General features: G+C 66.6%; 20 protein-coding genes. 10 read left to right on the top strand and 10 right to left on the bottom strand.

The genetic code is table 11. The features are described from left to right. Positions 1 to 83: 83 nt before the first annotated feature. On the bottom strand, positions 84 to 656 hold the full coding sequence (locus AC0IXR_RS09975; protein WP_471760585.1) for a fasciclin domain-containing protein: 573 nt from the start codon (positions 654 to 656) through the stop codon (positions 84 to 86). A gap of 220 nt (positions 657 to 876) precedes the next feature. After that, entirely contained in the window at positions 877 to 1830 is a 954-nt protein-coding gene (locus AC0IXR_RS09970; RefSeq protein WP_056433329.1) for a transporter family protein, read from the bottom strand. A gap of 175 nt (positions 1831 to 2005) precedes the next feature. Between AC0IXR_RS09970 and AC0IXR_RS09965 the strand changes: the two genes are divergently transcribed. Then, positions 2006 to 2308 carry a hypothetical protein gene (locus tag AC0IXR_RS09965; RefSeq protein ID WP_471760584.1) on the top strand — a complete coding sequence of 101 codons (303 nt, stop codon included), beginning with the start codon at positions 2006 to 2008 and terminating at the stop codon, positions 2306 to 2308. 7 nt (positions 2309 to 2315) lie between these two features. On the opposite strand, the gene uvrA is transcribed toward AC0IXR_RS09965, so the two are convergent. The 4 genes from uvrA to AC0IXR_RS09945 form a co-directional block, all read right to left on the bottom strand. Next, positions 2316 to 5318, bottom strand: coding sequence for an excinuclease ABC subunit UvrA (uvrA, locus tag AC0IXR_RS09960; protein WP_207411456.1), 3003 nt, complete (start codon positions 5316 to 5318; stop codon positions 2316 to 2318). A 420-nt stretch (positions 5319 to 5738) separates the two neighbouring features. Next, the gene (locus AC0IXR_RS09955; protein ID WP_471760583.1) at positions 5739 to 7622 is read right to left on the bottom strand and encodes a PAS domain S-box protein; all 1884 of its coding nucleotides are present in this window, start codon (positions 7620 to 7622) and stop codon (positions 5739 to 5741) included. A 278-nt stretch (positions 7623 to 7900) separates the two neighbouring features. Beyond that, the gene (locus AC0IXR_RS09950) at positions 7901 to 8701 is read right to left on the bottom strand and encodes a Crp/Fnr family transcriptional regulator (RefSeq protein ID WP_056433314.1); all 801 of its coding nucleotides are present in this window, start codon (positions 8699 to 8701) and stop codon (positions 7901 to 7903) included. Between the two features lie 279 nt (positions 8702 to 8980). Further along, a complete protein-coding gene (locus AC0IXR_RS09945) occupies positions 8981 to 9226 on the bottom strand; it encodes a hypothetical protein (protein WP_056433718.1) in 246 nt (81 codons plus the stop codon). A gap of 238 nt (positions 9227 to 9464) precedes the next feature. Between AC0IXR_RS09945 and AC0IXR_RS09940 the strand changes: the two genes are divergently transcribed. After that, entirely contained in the window at positions 9465 to 9671 is a 207-nt protein-coding gene (locus tag AC0IXR_RS09940) for a hypothetical protein (protein ID WP_056433311.1), read from the top strand. A 215-nt stretch (positions 9672 to 9886) separates the two neighbouring features. Here the strand turns inward: AC0IXR_RS09940 and AC0IXR_RS09935 are convergent, their stop codons facing one another. Beyond that, the gene (locus AC0IXR_RS09935) at positions 9887 to 10954 is read right to left on the bottom strand and encodes a hypothetical protein (protein WP_471760582.1); all 1068 of its coding nucleotides are present in this window, start codon (positions 10952 to 10954) and stop codon (positions 9887 to 9889) included. A 40-nt stretch (positions 10955 to 10994) separates the two neighbouring features. Further along, positions 10995 to 14033, bottom strand: a complete 3039-nt coding sequence (locus tag AC0IXR_RS09930; RefSeq protein WP_471760581.1) for a penicillin-binding protein 1A — start codon at positions 14031 to 14033, stop codon at positions 10995 to 10997. 206 nt (positions 14034 to 14239) lie between these two features. On the opposite strand from AC0IXR_RS09930, the gene AC0IXR_RS09925 reads away from it, so the two are divergent. Further along, positions 14240 to 15907 (top strand): alpha-amylase family protein, encoded by a 1668-nt coding sequence (locus AC0IXR_RS09925; protein WP_471760580.1) that lies wholly within the window; start codon positions 14240 to 14242, stop codon positions 15905 to 15907. 89 nt (positions 15908 to 15996) lie between these two features. On the opposite strand, the gene AC0IXR_RS09920 is transcribed toward AC0IXR_RS09925, so the two are convergent. Then, positions 15997 to 16257, bottom strand: a complete 261-nt coding sequence (locus AC0IXR_RS09920; protein WP_471760579.1) for a DUF3892 domain-containing protein — start codon at positions 16255 to 16257, stop codon at positions 15997 to 15999. A 104-nt stretch (positions 16258 to 16361) separates the two neighbouring features. Continuing rightward, on the bottom strand, positions 16362 to 17996 hold the full coding sequence (locus tag AC0IXR_RS09915) for an ABC1 kinase family protein (RefSeq protein ID WP_461233918.1): 1635 nt from the start codon (positions 17994 to 17996) through the stop codon (positions 16362 to 16364). Positions 17997 to 18391: 395 nt separating this feature from the next. Between AC0IXR_RS09915 and AC0IXR_RS09910 the strand changes: the two genes are divergently transcribed. The 7 genes from AC0IXR_RS09910 (at position 18392) to AC0IXR_RS09880 (ending at position 24420) form a co-directional block, all read left to right on the top strand. Continuing rightward, on the top strand, positions 18392 to 19036 hold the full coding sequence (locus AC0IXR_RS09910) for an MBL fold metallo-hydrolase (RefSeq protein ID WP_207411461.1): 645 nt from the start codon (positions 18392 to 18394) through the stop codon (positions 19034 to 19036). Between the two features lie 163 nt (positions 19037 to 19199). Then, entirely contained in the window at positions 19200 to 19469 is a 270-nt protein-coding gene (locus AC0IXR_RS09905) for a hypothetical protein (protein ID WP_311273941.1), read from the top strand. Between the two features lie 238 nt (positions 19470 to 19707). Next, positions 19708 to 22161 (top strand): DNA topoisomerase (ATP-hydrolyzing) subunit B, encoded by a 2454-nt coding sequence (gene gyrB, locus AC0IXR_RS09900; protein WP_056433715.1) that lies wholly within the window; start codon positions 19708 to 19710, stop codon positions 22159 to 22161. Positions 22162 to 22185: 24 nt separating this feature from the next. Further along, a complete protein-coding gene (locus AC0IXR_RS09895; RefSeq protein WP_043764525.1) occupies positions 22186 to 22506 on the top strand; it encodes a hypothetical protein in 321 nt (106 codons plus the stop codon). Between the two features lie 371 nt (positions 22507 to 22877). Then, positions 22878 to 23087, top strand: a complete 210-nt coding sequence (locus AC0IXR_RS09890; RefSeq protein WP_056433285.1) for a hypothetical protein — start codon at positions 22878 to 22880, stop codon at positions 23085 to 23087. A 361-nt stretch (positions 23088 to 23448) separates the two neighbouring features. Next, a complete protein-coding gene (locus tag AC0IXR_RS09885) occupies positions 23449 to 24087 on the top strand; it encodes a DUF2147 domain-containing protein (RefSeq protein ID WP_471760578.1) in 639 nt (212 codons plus the stop codon). A 198-nt stretch (positions 24088 to 24285) separates the two neighbouring features. Beyond that, positions 24286 to 24420 carry a hypothetical protein gene (locus tag AC0IXR_RS09880; RefSeq protein WP_471760577.1) on the top strand — a complete coding sequence of 45 codons (135 nt, stop codon included), beginning with the start codon at positions 24286 to 24288 and terminating at the stop codon, positions 24418 to 24420. Positions 24421 to 24765 lie beyond the last annotated feature (345 nt).

Raw genomic sequence — 24765 nt, 5'->3', positions numbered from 1 at the left:
GACCGCGGGAGGCTTCGGAGGCCCAACAAAAAACCCCGGCTCCAAGGAAGCCGGGGGATGAGTTTCGGGTCCAGAAAGACGTCTTACGGCTGCAGCACGCCGTTGATGACGTGGATCACGCCGTTCGACTGCATCACGTTGGCGATGGTCACCTTGGCGGTGTTGCCCTTGGTGTCGGTGAGGTACACGGCCTTGCCCTTGGTCTGGACCACGAGCGGGGTGCCCTGCACGGTCTTGATCTGGCCTTCACCGCCGCCATCCTTGGCGATCTTCATGAGGTCTTTGGCGGTCAGGGTGCCGGGCACGACGTGGTAGGTCAGGATCGCGGTCAGCGTCGCCTTGTTCTCGGGCTTCACCAGGGTCTCGACGGTGCCGGCCGGCAGCTTGGCGAAGGCCGCGTTGGTGGGCGCGAAGACGGTGAAGGGGCCAGGACCCGAGAGGGTCTCGACGAGGCCGGCAGCCTTCACGGCGGCGACGAGGGTGGTGTGATCCTTCGAGTTCACCGCGTTCTCGACGATGGTCTTCGACGCATACATCGGAGCGCCGCCGACCATCGGGTTCTTGGCGAGGGCGGCCACCGGGAACGCGGCGCCCATGGTGAAGGCGAGGGCGACGGCGGCGAAGGTGGAGGCCACGGGGCGACGGGCGTTGGTCATGGAGCGTTCCTCTTGAGTCATGCCCCTTCGGAGGGGGTCATCGCTCGTTACGGAGCCCGGAAGAGGAAAGTTTCGGGAAAGCTGCAGAAAGTCGTGGTCGTGTTAGATACGGCGGGAAGCGAGCACCTGCTCCCAAGCAAAAGCCCGCCCGACCAGGAGGTCGGACGGGCTTTCGTGATCTGCACGGCGACGAGGATAACCCTCGCCACTGAGTACGAGATCAGTACTTGCGGATGATCGGGGCCGGAGCAGCGGCGACCGGGGTCGGCGAGTACAGCGGCACGATCAGGCGGCCCGAGATCTCGGTGCTGTCGAAGCTGGTGGTCGCGACGGTGCGGGCGACGTAGACCTGCGCGGTGGCGAAGCCGAAGTCGTAGCCGACGAGGCCACCCATCAGGAACCGGCCACGATCGTTGAGGGCGGCGTTGATGATGCCGCCAGCCTTGGCGCCGGTGTCGAAGTTGACGGTGCCGTAGGCGATGGCGCCGATCTCGAACTTGCCGAACTTCTTGGTCGCGGTCAGGTCGAGGTTGAGGGAGTCAGAGAGGGAGTAGACCGTGCCGAAGTCACGGCCACTGCCGAAGGAGGACGGCGAATCGTAGATGTTGGCGGTGAGGTTTGCAGTCAGATTGTAGCCATCGCCGGTGTAGCTGGCGGCAACGCCGACGCGGTAGGTGTTCGACGAAAGCTGGGGCAGCACGGCAGTGCTGGCGAGAGCGCCGGCGTTCGTGCGCAGGACACCACGATCACCGTTCAGCTCGTTCAGGTAGACACCGCCGAGCAAGCTGACGCCGAAGTTGTTGCCGAGGTCGAAGGCCCAGATGCCGCCGACGAAGGTACCGACGTTGATCGACGTGTCACGCAGGCCGGACGCACCGCTCTTGCCGAAGGTGAACACGGTCGGGGGAGCGACGAGGAGCTCGATGCGGCCGCCGAGCGGAACCAGCGGGGTCGACCAGACCAGCACGGGGATGTTGATCCCGACGTCCAGAGCCGAGTTGTCACGCGACTGGTAGACGAAGGTGTTCAGGGCGTAGATGCCCTCGGGAAGCGGCGCGCCGGTGGCGAGGCCGACCTGCTCGCCGGGGATCGTCGTGGTCTGTGCGTAGGAAGCCGAGGCGGTCATGCCCATGGTCAGCGCGAGTGCGCCGGTGGCGAGCCAGTTCTTCGTCATTTTCTAGTCCTTCCCAAGGATTTCAGGCACTCGCCGCGCAGACCTACGCACCATCTTGCCGAGCGCCGCATTCTTGCGGCTTCCTGGCTTTTTGTGCGTAGGGCCCCCCTTGCGGCCCGAATTCGTGTCTCAACGCTGAGAACTATTCTACAGGTCGGATCGGAATGACAGTCCAATGCTTCGGATCGAGGCAGTTCCAAATCCACCGTTGCGGAAAAGCCGCAATTTGGGCGCGCTGCAGCGCAAGGTTTTGTTAACTTTCTCGGCAGAATTGCCTTGGGCATGGCGTCGCATTGAGCAACGCATCGGCAAAATAACGCTGGGCCATCAAGCTGTTGCGAGCGACCGTATCAACGGGACGATTGCGCAAACGCGGCAGGCGGTTTGCGCATCGCAATTCCTGATCGCAGGCAGCCTGTGCGCCGCAACAGAGCCCCGGTTCCCCGCGCCGGACGAATCACGCTCGGCCGGCGCGTGAAGACTGCCTATTCCGCCGCGCTACGGCCCTTCGCAACTACGCTGGCGGTCGCCTCGGCGAGCGGCCGGCGGGCCAGCACGTCGCGCAGGAACCGGCCGGTATGGCTCGCCTTCGATTTGGCGATCTGCTCTGGCGTCCCTTCGGCCACGACGATTCCGCCGCCATCGCCGCCCTCGGGGCCCATGTCGATGACCCAGTCGGCGGTCTTGATGACTTCGAGGTTGTGCTCGATCACCACGACGGTGTTGCCCTGGTCCACGAGTTCGTGGAGCACCTCCATGAGCTTGGCGACGTCGTGGAAGTGAAGGCCGGTGGTCGGCTCGTCGAGGATGTAGAGGGTGCGGCCGGTGGCACGCTTGGAGAGTTCCTTCGATAGCTTCACCCGCTGCGCCTCGCCGCCCGACAGGGTTGTCGCCTGCTGGCCGACCTTGACGTAGCCGAGGCCGACCCGCGCCAGGGTCTCCATCTTCTCGCGGATCGTCGGTACGGCCTTGAACAGGTCGGCCGCCTCCTCGACGGTCATGTCGAGGACATCTGCGATGGAATGGTTGCGGTACTTCACCTCCAGGGTCTCGCGGTCGTAGCGGCGGCCCTTGCACACGTCGCAGGTGACATAGACGTCCGGCAGGAAGTGCATCTCGATCTTGATGACGCCGTCGCCCGAGCAGGCCTCGCAGCGCCCGCCCTTGACGTTGAAGGAGAAGCGGCCGGCCTGGTAGCCGCGCGCCTTCGCCTCCGGCAATCCGGCGAACCAGTCGCGGATCGGGGTGAAGGCGCCGGTATAGGTCGCCGGGTTGGAGCGCGGCGTGCGCCCGATGGGCGACTGGTCGATATCGATGACCTTGTCGAGATTCTCCAGCCCGTCGAGACGCTCGAACGGGGCCGGGTGCTCCATCGCGCCGTTGAGGGATTTGGCGACCGCCTTGTAGAGCGTGTCGATGATCAGGGTGGACTTGCCGCCGCCCGAGACGCCCGAGACGCAGGTGAAGGTTCCGAGCGGAATCTCGACGCTCACATCCTTCAGGTTGTTGCCCCGCGCGCCGACGAGGGTGAGCTTGCCCTTCTTCGTCTTGCGCCGGGCTGTGGGCACCCGCACGCTCATCTCGCCCGTCAGGTACTTGGCAGTGAGCGAGGCGGGGTTCTTCAGCACCTCCTCGGGGGTGCCCTGGGCGATGATCTGCCCGCCATGGATGCCGGCACCGGGGCCGACATCGACGACGTAATCGGCCTGGAGGATCGCATCCTCGTCGTGCTCGACGACGATGACGGAATTGCCGAGGTCGCGCAGGCGCTTCAGCGTGCCGAGCAAGCGCTCGTTATCGCGCTGGTGCAGGCCGATGGAGGGCTCGTCGAGCACGTAGAGCACCCCCGTCAGCCCGGAGCCGATCTGCGAGGCGAGGCGGATGCGCTGGCTCTCGCCACCCGAGAGCGAGCCCGAGCCGCGCGCCAGGGTGAGGTAGTCGAGGCCGACATCGACCAGGAAGGTTAGCCGGTCGCGGATCTCCTTCAGGATGCGGAAGGCGATTTCGTTCTGCTTCGGCGTCAGCTTCTCCGACAGTTCGGAGAACCAGCGATGCGCCTCGCGCACGGAAAGCGCGGTGACGTCGCCGATATCCTGCATGGCGACCTTCACCGCCAAAGCCTCGATCTTGAGGCGCTTGCCGCCGCAGGAGGCGCAAGGGGTCTCGCTCATGAACCGGGCGATGTCCTCGCGCGAGGCGTCGCTCTCGGTCTCCTTGTAGCGCCGCTCCAGGTTCGGGATGACGCCCTCGAACGGCTTGTTCACCTCGTAGGCGCGCATGCCGTCGTTATAGGCAAAGCGGATCGACTCGCGGCCGGAGCCGTAGAGGATGACCTTGTGCGCCGTCTCCGGCAGGTCCGACCAGGGCGACGTGGTCTTGAAACCGTAATGCCCCGCCAGGGCGTCCAGGGTCTGGCCGTAATAGGGGGATGTCGATTTCGCCCACGGGCCGACGGCACCGCGCTTGAGGCTGAGCTTGACGTCGGAGATGACCAGTTCGGGGTCGATCCGCATCTCGTGGCCGATGCCGCCGCAGGTCGGGCAGGCGCCGAACGGGTTGTTGAACGAGAACAGGCGCGGCTCGATCTCGGCGATCGTGAACCCGGAGACCGGGCAGGCGAAACGCGACGAGAAGGTGATGGTCTCGCCCTCGGCCGGATCGGCGAATTCGATCAGCGCGATACCGTCTGCCAGTTCCAGGGCGGTCTCGAACGAATCGGCGAGACGCGCGGCGATGTCGGCCCGCACCACGAGCCGGTCCACCACCACGTCGATATCGTGCTTGAGCTTCTTGTCGAGCTTCGGCGCATCGTCGATCGGGTAGTATTCGCCGTCGATGCGAAGACGCTGGAAGCCCTTCTTCTGGAACTCGGCGATCTCCTTGCGGTACTCGCCCTTCCGGCCCCGAACCACGGGGGCGAGGAGATAGAGCCGGCTCTTCTCCGGCAGGGCCAGCACCCGGTCGACCATCTGGCTCACGGTCTGGCTCTCGATCGGCAGGCCGGTGGCGGGCGAGTAGGGGATGCCGACCCGCGCCCAGAGCAGGCGCATGTAATCGTAGATCTCGGTGACGGTCCCCACGGTGGAGCGTGGGTTCTTCGACGTCGTCTTCTGCTCGATGGAGATGGCCGGCGAGAGCCCGTCGATCTGATCGACGTCGGGTTTCGACATCATCTCGAGGAACTGTCGGGCATAGGCCGAGAGCGATTCGACGTAGCGGCGCTGGCCTTCCGCATAGATCGTGTCGAAGGCGAGCGAGGACTTGCCCGACCCCGACAGGCCGGTGAAGACCACGAGCTTGTCGCGCGGAATCGTGAGATCGATGTTCTTGAGGTTGTGCTCGCGCGCGCCGCGCACGGCGATGACGCGACGGTCGGGGCTTCCCTCGAACAGCTTCTCGATCCGCGCCTCGACGCTCTCTTCCTGTGCCTGCGCCGCTTGGCTCTTCAGGCCCCGTGGTGTCTTGGCGGCGGCTTTTGCTTTGGCCATTGGGTCTCTTCGGCGGCAGGACTTGGCGGAAAGGAAGGACTTGGCGGAAAGGCAGGACTTGGCGGAAAGGAAGATCGGCGACGACGCGCTGGGATCGTCTCCGGGACGTCATGCGGCGAGGTCGAAGACAACGGTCCCGCCACCGGTCGCCATGTCGGGCGCACGGGCCGGGCGGGCAAGACGCACGCCACGCATATCCGCCACCCAGCTAGAACAAAAAGCGTACAGCTACAATATCGGCGCCGAATTCCGCGCTCGGGCGGACGCTCGCCAAGCTCTCGCGACCGAACGCACCATGGAAGTGGGACACGCTCCTCTGCTGGAGCGGCACCCGACCGCGGTGGGTCGGCACGCATTTCCAGGCCTTCGTCTGCCGCGCTCCTGCTCGCCGAACCGCCATCCGGTTCGGCGCAGAACGCCCTAGACGCTCGTCTGAAATCCGCCGAGGGGCGCGACGACCCGGCAGATCAGCCCATCGGGCTCGTAGGCGAGGGAGACCTCGCCGCCGACGGCGCCGGCGAGCCCGCGTTCGATGAGCCGTGAGCCGAAGCCCTTCCGCGTCGGGGGGCTCACGGGTGGCCCGCCATGCTCGGACCAGACAAGGTGGATCGTGTCGTCGTCTCCCACCGCGACCACCCGCCATTCCACGACGACGCGGCCGTCCGGCCTGGAAAGGGCGCCGTATTTGGCGGCATTGGTGGCGAGTTCGTGCATCATCAGGGCGAGCGACAGGGCCGCCTTGGAGCCGATGACGATCTCGGGCCCCGACAGATCGAACCGCCCCGGCTGCTGGTCGTCGTGAAGGGACAGGGCGCTCTGCAGGATCGTCGAGATGGCGGCGCTCTCGCGCTCTCCGGTCAGCAGGATGTCGTGGGCATTCCCGAGGGCGATCAGGCGCGCGGCCAAGGCATGCTTGGCCGCTTCCACATCGGTGACGTTGCGCAGACTCTGCGAGGCGATCGCCTGAACCATCGCGAGGGTGTTCTTCATGCGGTGGCTGAGTTCGCGGTTGAGAATCCGCTGCTGCTCGTCCGCCTCGATCCGGATCAGGCTGCTCCAGGCCCGTTCCGCCACCTCGCGGACGAAGGCGATCTCGTGCGGCGTCCAAGAGCGTGGCGAGGCCTCCGTCGCATAGAGCACGCCGACGAGGCGACCACGCTGGAGCAGGGGGACGGAGATCACCGCCTGCACACCCTCCGCGATGTAGAGTTCCGCATCGCTATCGAGGTCGGGGGAGGTCGCGAGATCGTCCACCGCGAGGATCTCGCCGCGCCGCAGGCCGGCGATGCTCGCGGGAAATTCCTCGAGCCGCAGGGTCCGGCTCGGAAAAGTCCGTCCGTCGGAGGACCAGGAATGCGCCACCGTCACCAGCCCCGCCGGAAGGTCGACCATGCCGTAGCCGGCCCGCGTCGCCCCGAGGGCGCGGCCCAGGATCTCCGCCGTCATGGCCACGACATCGGCGTTCGAGCGCAATTCACGCAGGCGGTCGCCCAGGCTGATGAGCGCCTCGCGACGGGCATCCGCGCGTTTCTCCTCGGTGATGTCCTCGATCATCGCCATGGCGTGAACGGCGTCACCCAGGGTCTGGGAGACGAGGTTCACCCTCGCCCAGATGATCCGACCGTCGCGTCTCCGGTAGCGCTTCTCGAACCGGTCCTGCAGGGTCTCGCCGGTGGCGAGGCGGCGATGCAGGTCGTCGCGCGCATCCGCATCCTCGGCGGGGGTCCATTGGGCGAGGGAGCGACCCACGATCTCGGATTCCGGCGCACCCCAGATCTCGCAGAGCTTGGCGTTGACCCTGAGCGCCAGGACGCTGCGGGGATCGAACTGGACGATCCCGATATTGGCACCCTCGAAGACCGCGCGGAATTGTGCCTCCAACTGGCTTCTGACGGTGACGTCGAGCATCGCGCCGACCATCCGCACCGGCGCGCCCAAAGCATCGCGGACGAGATATGCGCGGTCCAGCACATCGGCATAGGCCCCGTCTCCCTTGAGGAAACGGTACTGGCAGCTCCACCTGTCCGAGCCTCCGTCGAGAAAGGCATTCAGCCCGGCGGAGACGATGGCGCGGTCATCGGGATGGATGTTGCCGAGCCACCAGTCGGAGCCGGGACCGATATGGGCAGGCCGCCAGCCATAGGACGTCTCGAGCGCCTCGTTCCACAGGATGGCGTCGCGCAGCAGGTCCCAATCCCAGACGACATCGTTGGTCGCCCTTGCGACGAGGCGATAGCGCTCGTCGGTCGACCACCGATCGAGGGAGGCGGCACCATCGCCGATGCCAACGGCACCGTCGGTCATACCACCGGCCGCCGTCCTTACCGGCGAAGGAAGATCGCGACGACTCCCTCGGAGGGGTGGAGGTACATTCGCAGTGGTCATCGGATGCGGGTCTGATTCCGTCGATCGCCGTCACATGAAATGCAGTCGGACCACGCAACGAACAAGTCTCGCAATGAGATTTCGCAAGATCCTCCCCATCCACGCAGCATCGAACTCGGATCGGAGACTTGACCCGGCACCTGTGCCCGGGATCGGAAAGCCTCGTCCCCCCCAAGCGGACATCGAGCGATGCCGCCTCAGACAGCCGCTGCCGGGACGGGATCGTCCTGGCTCGGCTGCGTCGGAGGATCGACGAAGAGCATCCGCCCGTCGGCATCGTAGACGGCCCCGAGCACGGTCTCGAAATGGCTCACCACGGCGCCATGGCACTCGCAGGCCGCCTCCTGGATCTTGGCCCGGTCGAGAATGGTGATACGGCCGCGCCCCACCTCGATCAGCCCCTGTACCTGCAGGGTGCGCAGGATCCGGGTCAGGTAGGTCCGCTGCACGCCCAGCATGTTGGCCAGGAGTTCGTGGGTCACGGGAAGCGTTTCGGTGCCGATCCTGTCCTGCAGTGTCAGCAGCCAGCGCAGGCATCGCTCCTCGATCGGGTGGAGGGCGTTGCACGCCACGGATTGCAGCACCTGGCCGAGGAGGCAATCGGCGTAACGGGTGAAGAGGTTGCGTAGCGTGGTCGAGCGAAGCTTGGCGTCCTGCAATTTCGCGGCATCGAGCCTGAGGACCGGCCCGCCGATCTGCACCAGGGCCGTGCTGAATGCCGGAAGGCTGCCGTGACTGACGACGCCGCCCACGGCGCCCTCCCGGCCGATCGTGGCCGTCTCGGCGCTCCGGCCGTCACGCATGGAGACGATCAGGTTGATGACCGTCTGATCGCAGGGAAAGGAGATGTACGAGACCCGGGACCCGACGGAGAACAGAACCTCCCCGCGCCGAACGACGGTCGGCTCGAAATGCGGCATGAGAAGCCCGCGATCCTCCCGGGACAGCGCCTTCAGCAGGAGATTGCCTTCGATGAAGGACTCTGTCGACGGGAGCATCTGATGCGCTGTGTTCACCTTCTGTCTCGCGCTTAGCTTATCACCGCCAAGGCGTCTGTCCACTAGTTGACGAAGGTAGCGAAAAATCTTGTCGTCGCGGCGGATTCGAGTGTGGCTGCGCCAGCCTCCGCAGCATCAGGGTCGCCCAACCACCCCCACCTCCAACTCCTCCCCACAAGGGGGAGGAGGGCGGGACGGCGCTTCCCGCGAAAAATGTAGAATGCCGTAGCCGTAGGCAAGACGGCACCCGCGCGCATCACGCTCGGGCGCGGTGTCGGTTCAGCCCTGGCCGGCCTCGTCGCCTTCGCCGATGCAGTCGAGTGCCCGTTCCACGGCGCTGACCGCTTCGCGCAGGTTGCGGACGGTGAGCTCCATCTCCCTGCGGGGACGGCCCATGGCGGCGGCACGGTGGGCGACGCCCTGAAGCAGCTCCAGGGCGGCGAACAGATCGTCGGCGACGGCGACCACATTGGAGATCTGTGGTGCGGCGGCGGGGGGGCGGGAGAAGGGGACCACGTTGCTCATGTTGGACAAGGTGTCGCCCAAGGCCGGCCCGAGCACCAGATCCAAGGAGGCTAAATCCGAGTGATTGCGGCCCCCATGCCCGAAAGCCGTCAAGCGTAGTGAGCGTTTTCGTGGCGCGAGAACATCACTCTGCCCGTAAGCTGAGACGGTTCGTTATCCTTGTGCTTGACGCGAGGGCCAACCCGGCACCACGAAAGACCCGATCGGTCCAACCGGACCAGACTCCCAGGAACTTCCGATGCGTCCCATCCCCGTCCTCTTCGCCGTCGGCCTGCTCTGTGCCCTCGGGGCCTGCAACAGCGCCGACCGCAGCGGCTTCTCGGACAGTTTCAGCACCGAGAATTTCCGCCGCTCCAACGACACCAACGGCACGCAGACCCGCCGCGACGTGAACCGCGCCTACACCGCCCCGTCGATGCCCTCCATCGTCAGCCGCGGCAACTGAGAGCCTGCTCGCCTTGCTTGTCCAAGGCCTTACCTCATCCTGAGGTGCCGCGGAGCGGCCTCGAAGGAGCCCTCCAGGGATCACGCGAGCACTGGAGGCCTCCTTCGAGGCCCGCTGATGCGGGCACCTCAGGATGAGGAGGTCTGATTGGATGATCGATTCTGGAATGGAAATCCGTCGAAAAATCCAATCGAACAGGCTCCGACACTCGCCACTCAGTTCTTGGCCAGGGCGTCCGCGAAGGCGATCGTGCGGTTGCGGGCATAGGTCGGCAGGCCGGCACTGATCGACGTGCCGGTGTTGAAGGACGAATTGCCCATCAGCACCTGGGCCGGGAGCAGGTTCTTCAGAACCGGCACGCGGGCATATTCCTGCTTGCGGTCGAGGACATCGGCCTTGATCGCCAGCGCCATGTAGGTCGTCACCACCGTCTTGCCCGGGTCGTTCGGCATCGGCTGGAACACGGCGAGGAACTTGCCGAAGCGCAGGATCTGGTTGACCCAGAAGATCGTCTGTTCGAGGCCGCCGGCCACCGGCGTGTCGACCCGCGTGAGCGCCGCGAGCGAAGCCGCTTCGGCCGCCGGCAGGGTCCGCAGCTCGCTCTGGAACGAGACGAACTCGGCCACCTTCTTCGAGGCGCCGTCCTCCAGCTTGTTGGCGAGCTTCACGCCCAGCGGCAGCTTGCCCTCGAGGTCGTAGCGGGATTCGATGCAGGCGGCAGCGCCCTCGCACCAGGCCCGGTCCGGGCGGCGGGCGAAGGCGGCGGCCGGGTCCTTGGTCGGCGTCACCTCGGCGGGGCTCAGGGTCTTGTGCTTGATGACGGGGTCCATCTTGGACACGAAGCCGAGATTGGCGAAGGCCGACAGGTCGATGGACTCCGCGGGCTTGGCCACCACGAACCGCCCCTGCGCCACATAGACCTTCAGGGTCTCGTGCCGCTGCTTCGAGACGCCGTTGAGCGTCACGCTGTAATCGGGCTCGGCATAGGCGGGGTAGGGCGCCAGGGCCGCCTGCTCGGCCGGGCGCAGCTTTCGCCATTCGAGATAGGGCGTCAGGCCGCTCTCGGGGTTCGCCGGATTGTCCCGGTGGTCGGTGAACAGGATCGTGCCCGGCTTGAGGGCGGCGAGGCCCGACGGCTCGATGGCGGGAACCTCCTTGATCCGGTCGGCGGGGACCTGGACCTTCATCCCTTCCTGCGCGGAGGCGGGGAGGCCGAGTGCCAGGACGGGCAGGAAGCTGAGAATCTGGACAAGGACACGTGTCGCCGGAAGCTGCGTCTTCACGTCGGGGCCTCGATTGCTGATGAAGGGGGGATCCGCGCCTTCAGTAGCGCGGGTCGTCGCCGAACAGGTAGTCGGGATCGCGGCGGCGAGCGCGGGGAGGCTCGTCCTCGCCGAAGGGCGAGCGCTGGGTGCCGGGCCATGCCGGGCTCCGCGCCCCCTCGTAACCATAGCCATCCCCCTGCGCCCGGCGGCCGCGCGGCTGCGCCGGCCTCTCGCCGAAGGGGTCGAGGGGGTCCGGCTCGGCCCCGCGCCGGGTGGTGAGGTTGCCGTACAGGTCGCCCACCACGTCGGCGCCGTCGTCGAGGCCGCCAGTGTCGCCGTCCTCGGAATCCGGCCGCATGGCGGTCTGCACCTCGCGCGGCAGCAACTGGTACTGCGTGTCGGCCACGCGACCGTTGCTCAGCCGGAAATGCTCGAGAAAGCCGCCCCCCGCGACACGCTCACCGCTGCGAGGATCGATGGGCAGGTCGGCGAGGTCACGTTTCGCCTCCGGGGAGGGCGGGGCGAGGGGAGTGCGCGCCACGCCGTTGGCCCAGGCGGCCTGCAGGATGGTGCCGGCGATCGGCACCGCGAGATGCCCGCCGGTCTGGCCACGTCCCAGGGTCCGACGGGTGCCGTCGGCATTGTCATAGCCGACCCAGACCACGATGGTGATCTCGTTGGTGAAACCGGCAAACCAGGCGTCGTTCTCGTTCTCGGACGTGCCGGTCTTGCCGGCGATGGAGCCGGAGAAGCGGGCGAGGGCCGCCGCCGTGCCATGGTTGGTGACGCCCTGCAGCATGGTCTTCAGCTGATAGAAGGCCACCCTGTCGGCCGAGCCGATCCGCACCGGCTCCTTCGGCTCGCGCTTGTACAGAACCGTGCCGTCGCGCTCCACCGCCTCCAGCGCGTAGGGCGCCGGCCGCGCGCCCTCGTTGGCCACGGCCGCGTAGAAGGCAGCGAGATCGACCATGCGGACCGGCTGCGAGCCGAGGACGAACGGATAATAGCGCTCGCATTCGGCATAGAGCTGCGCTTCGAGCGCGAGGTCGCAGACGCGGGTGAGGCTCGCGGGCGGTGTATCGGCGATGCCGCCCTGGAGCAGGCGCGCGGTGACGAGGTTCTTCGAGAATTCGAGCCCGCGCCGAAGGGTCGTCGCGCCCGACCCGCCGCCATCGTAGTTCTTCGGGCTCCAGGACTGGCCGACGCCGCCGATGGGCGGCAGGGTCACGCTGGCATCCATCACCAGGGTGTTGGGCTGCAGGCCGGCGTTCAGCGCGGCGAGATAGGTCAGCGGCTTCAGGGTCGAGCCGGGCTGGCGCACGGTCTGCGTTACCCGGTTGAGCTGGCTCAGCGGGTAGGAGAAGCCCCCGTCCATGGCGAGGATGCGCCCGGTGCGGTTCTCCAGCACCAGGGCCGCGCCCTGGACGGAGGGGCGCACGCGCAGCTCCGCGCGGAGAGCCTTAGCCTTCGGGTCGCGCAGCTTCACCCGCACCACGTCGTAGGTCTGCAGACGGCCCTTGGCGATGCCGGGATCGAGGCTGACGATGCGCCCGTCGGCGAGCCCCGCCTTCACCGGTCCGCGCCCGGATTCGAGCACCACGGCGAGCGGCCAATGCACGTCGTAGAGCACCGGCCGCGCGCTCTCCAGGGCACGCTGCCAGACGGGTTTCTGCGCCAGCGGCTTCGGCCCGGCGGCCGCCGGCGCGGACTTCGCGGCAGCAGACTTGTCCGTGGCCGATCTGGGCTTCGCCTCGCCGCCGACGACGAGCGGCACCGACTGGACCGATCCCTCCACGGCGGGCGTCGCCCCGCCGAGCTTGGCGATGCTGTCGGCGAGGTTGAATTCCGGCCCCTCGTAGCGCTGGCGCCCGGTGGCGCGCTCGTAAGTGGCGAGCCCGTCCTGCAGGGCGGATTCCACGGCGGTCTGGAGGCCGGCATTGATGGTCGAGCGGACCACGTGGGAGGCGGAGGTGAGCGAGTCGATGCCCGCGAAGGTGCGCGCCTCGCGGGTGAGGTGATCGACGAAGTAGAACCCCGAATCCCGCCGCGTGGTCTCGATCGGCTTCAACCCGAGGGGCGCGTTGGCCGCCTCGGTCAGCTGCGCCTCGGTGATGACGCCCTCGTCCTTCATCCGCGCCAGCACATAGGCGCGGCGCTCCTTGGCGCGGTCGGGATACTTGTCCGGATTGTAGAAGTTCGGCCCCTTCGGCATGCCGCCCAGCAGCGCCGCCTCCGGCACGGTGAGCTGCCCCACCGATTTCCCGAAATAGCTCCGCGCGGCCATCTCGATCCCGTAGGAGCCGCGGCCGAGATAGATCCCGTTGAGGTAGAGTTCGAGGATCTGCGGTTTGCCGAGGATCCGCTCCAGGCGCGAGGCCACGATCATCTCGCGGATCTTGCGCTCGTAGGTGACGTCGTCGCCCACCGACAGGTTCTTGACCACCTGCTGAGTGATGGTGGAGCCGCCGGCCGGCCGCCCCGGCGAGGCGAGGTTGCCGATGAAGGCCCGGATGACGCCGCGCTCGTCGATGCCCTTATGGGTCTCGAAGCGCTTGTCCTCGGCCGCCACGAACGCCTTTTGCACCATCACCGGCACGTCGGAGATCGGCACGCTGAGGCGGCGCCCATTGGCCTCGAACGCCTCGGCGTAGCGCTTGCCCGCCCCGTCGAGGATCAGGCTGGCGCCGGGCAGCTTGCGGTCCTTCAGGTCCTGGGCCGAGGGCAGGTCGGCCACGGCCTTGTTGTAGAAGGCGATCACCTCACCCGCGTCGAAGGGCGAGTTCGCCGGGTTCTCACCCTTGCAGAACTGCCGGTAGCTCGTGTTGAGCTCGCCGATATCGAGCCCGTGCAGGAGTTTCGGCGCGGAGGCTCCGGCGATGGCCGAGGGGTCCTCCATCGCGGTGGAGATCAGCTCGTCGAGGTTGATGTCCTCGATGTCGAAGGCTTTCCGCATATGGGCGCAGCCGTCGCGCAGGATCTGCACCACTTGGCCCTTGTCGGCCACCGGATCGAACTGCGTCTTCACGGCATCCGGCCGCGTCGTCACCTGACTGAGCGTCAGCGCCGTCGCGAACAGCTTGATCAGGATGATGTTCATCGAGGAGCGGGCACCGAAATCCAGGACGCGTCACAGGGCACGGACGACAGGATCGGCAGCCGCAACGCACTCAGCCCAAGATGGGATGCACAAGGCGGCTGATTTAAGGAGACCGGCACCGGACCGGCCTCCCGCAACGCTTCCGTCCCCGGCGACGTTGCAGGCGGATGCGCCCGCCGGCGCGGCCCTCCGGAGACCTGCGTCGCATGATCAAGGACCTTTGGTACAAGAACGCGGTCGTCTACTGCCTGTCCGTCCGGTCCTTCCTCGACGGCAACGGCGACGGCATCGGCGACTTCGTCGGACTGGAGCGCCGGCTCGATTACCTGCAGGGCATGGGCATCACGGCGATCTGGCTGATGCCGTTCCAGCCTTCGCCGAAGCGCGACGGCGGCTACGACATCACCGATTACTATGGCGTCGACCCGGATTACGGCTCGCTCGGCGACTTCGTCGCTTTTACCCACGCGGCCAAGCAGAGGGGCCTGCGCGTCCTCATCGATCTGGTGGTCAACCACACGTCGGACCAGCATCCCTGGTTCCAGTCGGCACGATCGGACCCGGATTCCCCCCACCGCGACTGGTACGTCTGGTCGAAATCCAGGCCGCCGCATGCGGACGAGGGCATGGTGTTCCCCGGCGTCCAGACCACGACCTGGACTCGCGACGCCAAGGCGGGAGCCTATTACTTCCACCGTTTCATGCCGTTCCAACCCGATCTCAACACCGCCCATCCGGCGGTGCGGGCCGAAATCCAGAAGATCATGGGGTTCTGGATCCAGCTCGGCGTCTCAGGCTTCCGCATGGATGCGGTGCCCTTCGTCATTGCCAAGAAGGGACCCGAGGTCACGGGTGAGCCCGAAGAGCAATTCGACATGCTGCGGGATTTTCGCGAGTTCCTGCAATGGCGGCAGGGCGACGCCATCATTCTCGGCGAGGCCAACATCCTGCCGAAGAAGGACCTCGACTATTTCGGCGACGATGCCGACCGGCTCCACATGCTGTTCAACTTCCAGGTCAACCAGGCTCTCTTCTACGGGCTGGCTTCCGGCGACGGCCGTCCCCTCGCCAAGGCCATGCGCAAGACCTGGAACCGACCGGATTCGGCGCAATGGGCGGTGTTCCTGCGCAATCACGACGAACTCGATCTCGGACGCCTCACCGAGACCCAACGGCAGGCGGTCTTTGCCGCGTTCGGGCCGGAGAAGGGGATGCAACTCTACGACCGCGGAATTCGGCGCCGTCTCGCCCCGATGCTGGGCGGCGACCAGCAGCGCATCGAGCTAGCCTATTCCCTGATGTTCACCCTGCCGGGCACGCCGGTGCTGCGCTACGGCGACGAGATCGGCATGGGCGACGACCTCTCGCTCAAGGAACGCGACTGCGCCCGCACCCCGATGCAGTGGAATGCCGAGGCGCAAGGAGGCTTCACCAAGAGCGAAACCCCGACCCTGCCGGTGATCGGGAGCGGCGCCTACGGATTCGACCACGTGAACGTGGCGAGCCAGCGCCATGACCGCGGCTCGCTGCTCAACTGGATGGAGAGCGTCATCCGCACCCGCAAGGAGGTGCCGGAGATCGGCTGGGGCGATTTCGCGGTGATCGAGACGGCCTCACCCGCGATCCTGGCGATCCGTTACGACTGGGAGGGCAACTCGGTGCTCTGTGTCCACAACCTCAGCGGAACGCCGATGGAAATCTCCCTCTCACCGGAGGTAGAGGGACCGGAGGGCCGTGTCCTGGTCGATCTCCTCACTGGCCGTCGCAGCGAGGCGGGTGAAGATGGCCGGCACTGCCTGATGATGGAGCGCTACGGCTACCACTGGTTCCGCCTCGGCGGCCTCGACGCGCCGCTGAAGCGACGGGTTGGGTGAAGGCCTGTCTCAGGCCGAGAGCGCGGCGGACACCATCGATCCTGCCTGCCGCGCTCGGCGAGAATGCCCTATTGGACCCTGAACTCGGATCAGCAATCCGGAAGATCGTCCAAGTTGTTTCGGGTGGTCTGATCGCGATCCGTGCGCAGGTATTTCCCGTTCGATCCCTGTACGACCCGTATCTCGGTCCGCCCGTTCGTCCAAGGAACGTAATAGGTATGAATCCCTCGTTCGATGTCGTCGATGGCATCCAGCTTGGAACGTGGTGACCAGAAATCGCCATCATTGCAAAGGGAGGTGATATCTCCCTGAGAATTCTTTCCCGTCTTTCTCACTGCACGATCAGCCATGATGCATGAATCCTTTCCGTTTGCCGCACATATCCAACAGCAAACTTGAGGTAGTCACATCACGCCATTTTTCAACCTAAAGGAAATCTGCGCCGAGGCTCCGCCTACTTGTTCCGCCCCAGCAGCACGAGCCAGCCGATTCCGATCACGCAGACCATCGCGCCCACCGTGATGAAGGCCGGTGTGCCGAGATCCATGAAGCGGGGGGCGAGCTGCGTCGCGAAGGCCGCCACGATGAGCGCCACGGCGATGCGGGCGGCGGCGCGCTCGATGCCGCGGGTGAGCTTCTCGATGCCCTTCAGCTCGATCTCGACGGTGACGCGGCCCTGTTTCAGGCGCACCAGCATGAGGTGAATCAGGGTGGGCAGTTCGGAGGCCGCTCCGAACAGGCCCGCTCCCACCGCCTCGACCTTGCGGGTGATGCCCTTGATCGAGAACTGGGACGCGAGCTTGCTCTTCACCGTCGGGCCGGCGGCGGTAAAGAGGTCGAATTTCGGGTCGAGATGGCGCATCACGCCATCGGCGGTCACCAATCCCTTGAACAAGATGGCGAGGTCGGTGGGCATGGCGAGGTCGTTCTCGCGGGCCATGGTCATGAAATCGGTGAGGAGGTCACCGAAGTTCAGCACCGAGCCGGCATGGCGGTTGATGAAGGCCTGGGACGAGGTCTCGAGCTTGGTGAGGTCGGGGTTGCTCGATCCGGTCCAGTCGAGGAGGACGGCCATCAGCCCATCGGAATCCTCCTTCAGCATGGCGCCGATCAGCATGAGGAGCTGGGTTCGGCGACGCTCGGAGAGGCGGCCGATGATGCCGAAATCGATGAAGCCGATGCGGTTTCCCGGCATCACCAGCATGTTGCCGGGATGCGGATCGGCGTGGAACACGCCCTCGATCAGCGCCATGTTGAGGAAGGCGTCGGTACCCTTCTGGGCGACCTTGACCTTGTCGATCCCAGCCGCGTCGAGGCGGGGATGGTCGTTGGGCGGGATGCCGTGGATGAATTCCTGGACGAGGACGCGCTCGGAGGTGAACTCCCAGTGTATCTTGGGGATGACGATGTCGTCCCGGTCGGCGAAGATCGCCGCGATGGTCTCGCAGTTGCGCGCCTCGTTGACGAGGTCGAGCTCGCCGTAGAGACCGGCGGCGAGGTGGCGCATCTGCTCCTGGGGCTGGTAGCGCCCGAATTCCGGCCACTCGTCGACCACGATGCGGGTGGCATGGGCGAGGAGACGCAGATCCGCCTCGATGATCTTGCGCAGGCCGGGGCGCAGGACCTTCACCACCACCTCCTCGCCCGACATCAGACGGGCGCGGTAGACCTGGGCGATGGAGGCCGCGGCCAACGGCACCGTGTCGAACTCGGCGAAGATCTCCGAGGGCGGCGCCCCGAGATCGGCCTCCAGCTGCGGCCGGATCTTGTCCCAGGCGATCGGCCGGACCTGGCTGTGGAGCTTCTCCAGCTCCTCCGTCCATTCCGGCGTCAGCAGGTCCGGCCGGCTGGCGAGGATCTGGCCGAGCTTGATGAAGGTCGGCCCCAGGGCCTCGATCGCGCGGCGCACGCGCTGCGGCTGGGACAGGCGGGCCACGTCAACGTGGGGCCGGCGGCGCTTGGCGAACCGCGCCAGATGGCCGAGGCCGAGGCGCTCCACGACCTTGGTGACACCGAATCCGATCAGGACAGCGGCGATCTCGCTCAGGCGCTGCCTGTCGCGAGCGGCGACGAAGGCGGTTTTCAGCATGTGCGCAAGGGACTGCCCCGTCTGGCGTGAAGGTGGCCGCGTTGAAAAGTCAGATCGGCCCGCCTGTTCGGATCGTGCCGATCTGCGGCGCGGCTCCGTCTAGGGTGACGGCGAGGCCGAAATTTGGCAGCGCCGTCGCATTTGCCAGGACGGCAGCCTCGACCGGGACGGCAGCCTCCGACGGGATTAGCGCCGCCACACGCCCGGCGCCAGACGCCTTTTCAGCCCATGCGACCCCGGAAGCGCACATCGCCGACGCGAGGCATCCCCTCCGCGTGAAAATGAGCTAAACACGCGGACCGGACACGGGCGTCCCACCGATCGCGAACGAACGCGCGGCGGGGACGGGCGCCTCCTCAGACACGCAGTTCCACGGAAACGGAGACACGGTCCCGATGGCAGGCACGCCCCGCGCAGGTATCATTCCGGTGACGCCGTTCCAGCAGAATTGCACCCTGATCTGGTCCGACGAGACCAAGATCGGCGCGGTCGTCGATCCCGGTGGCGACCTCGACCGGATCGAGGCCGCGATCCGCGACCAGGGCATCACCATCGAGAAGATCCTGCTCACCCATGGCCATATCGACCATGCCGGCGGCGCCGACGAATTGCGGGAGCGGCTCGGCGTCCCGATCGAGGGCCCGCACGAGGCGGACCGCTATCTCCTCGATTCCCTGCCCGAGACCGGGGCCAATTACGGGATCGACGGTGCGCGCGCCGTGATTCCGGACCGCTGGCTCGCCGAGGGCGACGCGGTGAGCGTGGGCGAGCTCGGCTTCGACATCGTGCACGCGCCAGGCCATTCGCCCGGCAGCGTGGTCTTCGTCAGCCGCGACGCGCGCTTCGCCCTGGTGGGCGACGTGGTGTTCAAGGGCTCGGTCGGCCGCACCGACCTGCCCGGCGGCAACCACGACCAGCTCATCCGCGCCATCAAGGACAAGGTCCTGCCGCTGGGCGACGACATCGCCTTCATTCCCGGCCACGGCCCCACGAGCACGCTGGGCGAGGAGCGGATGACCAATCCGTTCCTGCAGGAGTGAACTTCGGAGATGGGTGAGAGCGTCATCGCCTGGCCCCGTCGTGACTACGCTGTGGGGCGGCGAGAGACTGTCGGCTCTTGTCTCTTGCCACTCCCCGCGGCGCCACCTCATATCCTAGCGGCGGACGATCATGGATCGCCTGCACGTTCGAGGACCAGGATCGATGTCGGACACAGTGCCGTTTGATCTCGAGGAGCAGCGCGCCCGAATCGAGCGAGCTCAGGAAGAGACCCGCAAGTTTGTCGCCGAGCAGCACAAACTGATCGCCGAGCAGAGCAAATTCGCTGCCGAGCAGAGCAAACTTGCCGCTGAAGCATCGAAGCTGGCGCGAGATCGGATGCTCGCCCCGTGGCAGATCGCCCTTTCGGGTATGGCTGCCGGCGCCGCGTTCTTCGGCGCGGGTGCGGCTTTCATAAAGGTGCTCGGGCCGTGAGGTGAGTTCGGCTCGTTCGGGCTCCGAAACGGCCTGCCTTTCTCGCCTCCTGCCTGACGATCGGACGTCTTCCGCCGCCCCGTCGACTCGGTTCGCCACAACTGGGCTGGAGCGGTGCATTTTCAAGACGCACCGCTTATATATAGCCCACTGAACGAATCGCAGGCGTACCCGGGGACCGAGCCGGGGCACGAAAATCAAGCAAAGACCCGCCTGCCTGGGGAACTTGATGTCCGACATGACCGACGACGACACCTCCCGCAACCTGGCGGCTACGGCCTATGGGGCGGAATCCATCCGCGTGCTCAAGGGGCTGGATGCCGTGCGCAAGCGGCCCGGCATGTATATCGGCGACACCGATGACGGGTCGGGCCTGCATCACATGGTCTACGAGGTGGTGGACAACGCCATCGACGAGGCGCTGGCGGGCCATGCCGACGTCGTCACCTGCACCCTCAATGCCGACGGCTCGGTGACAGTGTCCGATAACGGCCGCGGCATCCCCACCGACATCCATAAGGAGGAGGGGGTCTCGGCCGCCGAGGTCATCATGACCCAGCTTCATGCGGGCGGTAAGTTCGACCAGAATTCCTACAAGGTCTCCGGCGGCCTGCACGGCGTCGGTGTCTCCGTCGTCAACGCCCTCTCGCAATGGCTTCGCCTGCGCATCTGGCGCAACGGCAAGGAGCACGCGATGGAGTTCCGCCACGGCGACGCGGTGTCGCCGCTGGTGGTCGTGGGCGACGGCAACGGACGGCGCGGCACGGAAGTGTCGTTCCTGCCCTCCACCGACACGTTCACGATGATCGAGTTCGACTACGCGACGCTGGAGAAGCGCCTGCGCGAGCTCGCCTTCCTCAATTCCGGCGTGCGCATCGTCCTCACCGACGCGCGCCATGCCGAGCACAAGCGCGAGGAGCTGTTCTACGAGGGCGGGATCGAGGCCTTCGTGCGCTATCTCGACCGCTCGCGCAAACCGATCGAGGGCATGACGAAGCCGGTCTTCGTCCGGGCCGAGCGCGACAACATCCGCGTCGAGGTCGCGCTGTGGTGGAACGACTCGTTCAACGAGACCGTGCTGCCCTTCACCAACAACATCCCGCAGCGTGACGGCGGCACCCACATGGCGGGCTTCCGCGCCGCCATGACCCGGCAGATCACCGGCTATGCCGAATCCACCGGCATCACCAAGCGCGAGAAGATCACCCTTACCGGCGAGGATTGCCGCGAGGGCCTCACCGCCGTGATCTCGGTGCAGGTACCCGACCCGAAATTCTCGTCCCAGACCAAGGACAAGCTGGTCTCGTCGGAAGTGCGCCCGGCCGTGGAGAACGTCCTCAACGAGGGCCTCTCCAACTGGCTCGAGGAGAACCCGGCCCAGGCGAAATCCGTGATGGGCAAGGTCATCCTCGCGGCCTCCGCCCGCGAAGCGGCGCGCAAGGCCCGCGAGACCGTGACCCGCAAGGGCGTGCTCGACATCGCCTCGCTGCCCGGCAAGCTCGCCGATTGCCAGGAGCGCGACCCGTCGAAATGCGAGATCCTGCTGGTGGAGGGCGATTCCGCCGGCGGCTCGGCCAAGCAGGGCCGCGATCGCCACTTCCAGGCCGTGCTCCCCCTGCGCGGCAAGATCCTGAACGTCGAGCGCGTGCGGGCGGACCGGATGCTGTCCTCGGCCGAGATCGGCACGCTGATCACGGCGCTCGGCGCCGGCATCGGCCGCTCCTCCACCGACCGCGAGGGCTTCAACCCGGACAAGCTGCGCTATCACCGCATCATCATCATGACCGATGCGGACGTGGACGGCTCACACATCCGCACCCTGCTGCTGACCTTCTTCTTCCGGCAGATGCCGGAGCTGATCGAGCGCGGCTACGTCTACATCGCCCAGCCGCCGCTCTATAAGGCTGCCAAGGGCAAGACCGCGATCTACCTCAAGGACGAGCGGGCGCTGGAGGATTACCTGATCGATGCCGGCGTCGACGGGGCGGTGCTCCGGCTCGCATCGGGCGCCGAGTTCGGCGGGCCGCAATTGAAGGCCCTGGTGGAGGAGGCGCGCCAGTTCCGTGGCCTGATGCAGGCGCTGCATACGCGCTACGACCGCGCCACGGTGGAACAGGCCATGATCGCCGGGGCCTTCCGCACCAACGTGGACGAGAACCCCGACGAGGCGACGAAGCGCGCCACCGAGATCGCCCGTCGCATGGACGTCATCGCCGACGATATCGAGCAGGGCTGGGAAGGCTCCGTCAGCGAAGGCGGCTACATCCTCAGCCGGACCCTGCGCGGGGTGCGCCAGGTCGTGACCTTGGATGCCTCGCTCATCGCCTCGCAGGAGGCCCGCCGCCTGTCCGACCGGGCCGAGGCCCTGCGCGAGATCTACGGCGAGCCGGTGACCTATGCCCGCAAGGGCGAGGAGACCGTCCTACACGGCCCCGTCGGCCTGTTCGAGGCGGTGATGGCCTTCGGCCGCAAGGGCCTGCAGCTCCAGCGCTACAAGGGGCTCGGCGAGATGAACCCGCAGCAGCTCTGGGAGACCACCCTCGATAGCGAGGTGCGATCGCTGCTCCAGGTTCGGATCAAGGATACGCAGGATGCCGACGACCTGTTCGTGAAGCTGATGGGCGACGTGGTGGAGCCGCGCCGGGAGTTCATCCAGGAGAACGCCCTCAGCGTCGCCAATCTCGACGTCTGAGCCAACGCGACCGGGAGGGTCGATATGAGCAACATCATCCGTCCGACCTTCGGTCAGCCGCGTCGGCCCGAGCCCGTCAGTGACGACGACCGGGTCGAGGTCACGACGCAGCGCGTCTACGGGGAGGCCGGCGATCACCGCGTCTGCCTCGTGCGCGACGACGACGCGCCCGGTGGAGAGGTCTACAAGGTCGTCGTCGGGCGTCTCTCCGGGCAGGAAGTCAGCACCGTGGCGATCCTGCCGGCCACGGCCGAGGGCGAAGTGGATGCCGAGATGGTCGCCCTCGCGATCCTCCGCACGCTGAGCCTGATCGACGAGGACGACGACACCCCAGGCATCGCCTGAGGCCGGTCCTCCGGCCCGGCCGAGTTCTCCATCGCCGGCGCGAGGCAGGCGACAGGATGTCCCATCTCTTCCGAGCGACCGCCGCCGAGGAAGCCCGCGCTCCGGGCCCGATGCCGGCTGGCGGCACCCGTTTTCCGTACTGCCGATAGCGTAAGCGTCTGCACCGGCTCCACTTCCCGAGCCTCGGCTCCGCCGCGCGGCCGCTGAATCACGTCCGCCGGCACAGGCGCTTCCACCGGCGCAGTGCTCGGCAACGGACCTTCCGTAGTCCGAGGAACCATTGACGCCAGATTGGACTTATTCTAATTAGCAACTGAGGGGCAGGCGCATCGGGGGCGTCCCGAGCCGGCCCGGACATATTGGAGAGACCGATGGCACAGATCACCAGCGCAGCTTGCGAGGCCTGCCGCTTCTTCGACGACCACAAGATCAATGGCGGCCAGGCTGCCGCCGATCAGGGCCTCTGCCGCTACAACCCGCCGGTGAGCCAGCCCGAGCCGAAGTCGCCCGGCCTGTGGCCGGTGGTGGCCTCGAAGGATTGGTGCGGTCACTTCACCTCCGGCATGACCGCCGCCGAGTAAGCTCCAGCCGGCCGCCGGACCCGTCGGGCGAGACCGATCGGTCAAGCTTAGAGAGGCTCGGCACAAGGTCGGTTCCATCACGAAGGGCGAGATCGGGGCCGGTGCGGAAGCACCGGCCCTTTCTCATGTGTCGAATACGGTGGCGTCTCTTCCCGAACCTCACGAAGAATTCTCTCGCACGCGTCCCGAATTCCGTTAGGACGCCGCGAGCCGGTCATGATCCGGTCACCTTCGCGTCCGAAGCGGGGACCTTCAGACGATGGGCGGCTCCTGCCATCGCGTCCTGTGTCACGCCTCCGTATGGATGGGCGGCACAGGGACGGGCGGTTGCGTTTCGGGGCGGGTTAAGGATTTTTTCTGGATGACGTATCGACCCATTTCGGCAATGGCCGGGCGCCTCTTGGCCCCGATGGCCGGCCTCGCGCTCAGCGCGATATCGGGCTTCGCCGTGGCCGCTCCCAACGACCCGAGCGGAACCTGGCTCACCGAGGACGGGCGAGCCCGTGTCCGCATCGAGAAATGCGGCGCCAAGAACGATCACGTCTGCGGCTACGTCGTCTGGCTGAAAGTGCCGCTGAACGACAAGGGCCAGCCCCGGGTCGATTTCAAGAATCCCGACCCGAAGAAGCAGGCCCGCCCCTCCCTCGGCCACCAGCTCATCATGGGCATCAAGCCGAACGCCGAGAACCATTACGAGGGCAAGATCTACAACGCCGAGGACGGGTCGTTCTACGATGTCACGATCTGGAGCGAGAAGCCCGGCGAGCTCACCGTGCGCGGCTGCATGCTGCGGTTCATGTGCATGTCGCAGGCCTGGACCAAGGTGACGGACACGGCACCGGGCCAGATCACCGGCCCGACCAACAGCCCGGGCGGCCCCCGCTCCGATCCGGAATGGGCGCCGAAGGCCGCGCCGGCCGGGGGAGCCGGCACGCCTGCCGCATCCTCCGCCAAACCGGCCGCCACGGCACCGAAGCCGGCAGCCAAGCCGGCCGAGTAAGACGACGGCCGGAACCGTTCGATCCGGCCGAGGGTCGTTGGAATGGTCGACGGCCGCTCGTATCCGCTCGATGACGTCCTGCACGTCCGGATCGTGCCGCTACCGTGCGAACTCCTGACGATCAGGGAGTTCGCACGGTAAGCGGGCGTCGGGAGTCCGGTTGCACGACAAGACCTATCCGCGGATCCAAACCCTCGCTTGGCCGGGGAGCCGCTGCCCACCGGCATCATCGCGAAGCTGCCACCCCTGACCGTCTTCGAGCCGTCCGGGGACGTCCCCCGGACCGGGCGCGCGGCGGAGGAGGCGAGCGGGATCACTCGGCGCTCGACGTAGCGGTTTCGACAGGCCCGACCGGCTGCAGTTACACCGGAGCCGCACCTCCGACGTTCGATCCCCAAGACCCTCGACCGATCGCCAAGACCCTCGACAACGAAGCCACCCACGAGCGCCCGACGGTGCGCGTGGCCGGCTTCATCGTGTGAGGGACACCGGACGCTGCGCGTCTGCGCCACGTCCGGTCGGGAACGACCGCCCAGAGCCGGTCTGTTTCCATCGATCAGGGCCCCATTCGGCCAAACGTTGAGTGCGCCGCAGGCTCGACATAAACTTTGCTTGTCCAAGACATCGGTCGACCTTTGTAGAGGGGTCGATCGATGGATCGGCATTGCGGAGATCCAA

The sequence above is a fragment of the Methylobacterium sp. AC832 genome, from assembly GCF_979256025.1.
This window is presented reverse-complemented; position numbering and strand designations above follow the sequence as displayed.